At 41.6% G+C, this 1,835-nt stretch carries 2 protein-coding genes; both read right to left on the minus strand.

What is annotated here, in order from left to right:
* Nucleotides 1-169: 169 nt before the first annotated feature.
* The gene (locus AWU77_RS00290; RefSeq protein WP_062057509.1) at nucleotides 170-553 is read right to left on the minus strand and encodes a hypothetical protein; all 384 of its coding nucleotides are present in this window, start codon (nucleotides 551-553) and stop codon (nucleotides 170-172) included.
* A 553-nt stretch (nucleotides 554-1,106) separates the two neighbouring features.
* The gene (locus AWU77_RS00295) at nucleotides 1,107-1,685 is read right to left on the minus strand and encodes a hypothetical protein (protein WP_062057512.1); all 579 of its coding nucleotides are present in this window, start codon (nucleotides 1,683-1,685) and stop codon (nucleotides 1,107-1,109) included.
* Nucleotides 1,686-1,835 lie beyond the last annotated feature (150 nt).

Consider the following 1,835-nt stretch of genomic DNA (forward strand, 5'->3'; position numbering starts at 1 on the left):
CGAAGCACGTTTCAAAACAGTTCGCACGCTATAACGCCGAGCTAAGCGGCAGTTTTTAAGTTGTGATTTTGTGGAATACTTTTGCGCAGCAAAACCACAAAAGCGCGACTTAAAAACTGTCCAGCGCACGTAGTGCGCGGTGCTTGAGCGATTTGTTAGCTGTAGTGAATTACTCCTCTTCTTCCAGTTGTGCTAGAGCTACGGAAGCCCATGATTGAGAGCGACCAGAAAAAGAACCCATTGTTTCTTGTGTTAAAGGGTTTTGACTTTGCAATTCCTCTAACGCCTGTTTGTTTGTACTGTTTTCATTTCTGATAATAACGGTAGTTATATGCTCACCTTGTTGAACCATTAGGCCATCGGTTGCAAGTGTAGCGGTATTAGTCTTTTCGTCTCGGTGAAAATGTGCGCCGGATTTGAATGTGGCTTTTTCAATACCCATTGAATCTAGAATGCCGGTCATTACCTGTGATTGCTTAATTGCAAGATCAAGATTTATTCCAGAGCTTTGTATCTCGTTAAATGGTACAACATCTTTATTTTCTTCAGACATGGTTTATCCTTCATTTATGTGTAATAGCTAACGTTTAGCGCAGGGGCGCATTGTAAGTAGGGATTTTATGGAAAACTTTTGCGAAGCAAAACCATAAAATTGCTACTTACGATGCGTCCAGCACACGAAGTGTGCGTGCCTGGCGCGCCTTGTTATACGAAACCAAAGTTTCAGAATGGTTTTGCAAAACAAAAATTTTCTAATTGATTTGGCCTTGCTGAAAAGACCTTATTCATTCTTTCTTAAATTTAAACTGAACATTCTCAGCCGAGCGCAGGCGAGAGAGATGAAACTTCCAAGCGCGATACTCACCAAGCAATAAAACATCAGAAGTTAGCAGCGAGCATGCAATTGAAATACGTTGCCACAAAACTAACTATTGGCACCGCCAAACCAAGCAAACCGAGCCAATTTGGCACGATGTCTATTTCCGCCTAAAACACACGTATAACGCCGCGATAAACGGTGGTTTTTAAGTTGCACTTTTGCCATAAAATGAAGCGAAGCGGAATGGCAAAAGTGCAACTTAAAAACCATCCGTTTGATTGCTTTGTTAGGCTTGGCTTTTACCAAGGCGCTTAAAGACTGTACGCGAATTGTTTATATCATATTTTTGTGCAGCCAAAACTTTACGAAACACAACGTCTAGGTTTGCCATTTGCTCCATTAGTAGTGGTAGATCAACCCAAAATTCGCCTTCGTTAGCCAGACGCTCAGAGCGTTTAGGATTTTTTGTATTTTGGTACCTAAAGAGGTCTGACTCTGGATCAAATTCAGCAAACTGAGAAATTGGCTTTGTTACCCACGCCGGAACCTTCTGATTGTGTTCCTTCAAAACATAAGTGCAAAACAATTCAAATAGCGAACCTATGCTGTGATTTAATTTTTCGGGTTTTGTAATGGCTTTCAAATAAAGCTCAAGCCCATGGCGATAAAGAAAAAGTATTGGATATAAATATTCTCTGGCTGGTTCGGAAGCTTGAAGCACCTTTTTAATTAATTGGTCTGCTGACAAAAAATATGACTCAGCCAAGCTCTCATTATCGTAACCACACATTCCGCCGATTATTGCCCCGTGCAGCCAATCTTCGGTCACATCCTCGGGAATCTCAGTGAAAATCTTATTTTCCATTAGTTGCACCGAATTAGCCTAACGCCGCGGTAAACGGCAGAATTTAAGTTGTGGCTTTGTGGAATACTTTTGCGCAGCAAAACCACAAAGCCGCGACTTAAATTCTGTCCAGTGGAGCGAAGCGGAACGATGTTTGACCGCTTTGTTAGA

This window comes from Cellvibrio sp. OA-2007 (genome assembly GCF_000953825.1).
Classification (GTDB): domain Bacteria; phylum Pseudomonadota; class Gammaproteobacteria; order Pseudomonadales; family Cellvibrionaceae; genus Cellvibrio.

Coding starts and splice junctions, on each gene's coding strand:
- AWU77_RS00290 (WP_062057509.1), bottom strand. CDS start 553: ATGTCTGAAGAAAATAAAGATGTTGTACCATTTAACGAGATACAAAGC.
- AWU77_RS00295 (WP_062057512.1), bottom strand. CDS start 1,685: ATGGAAAATAAGATTTTCACTGAGATTCCCGAGGATGTGACCGAAGAT.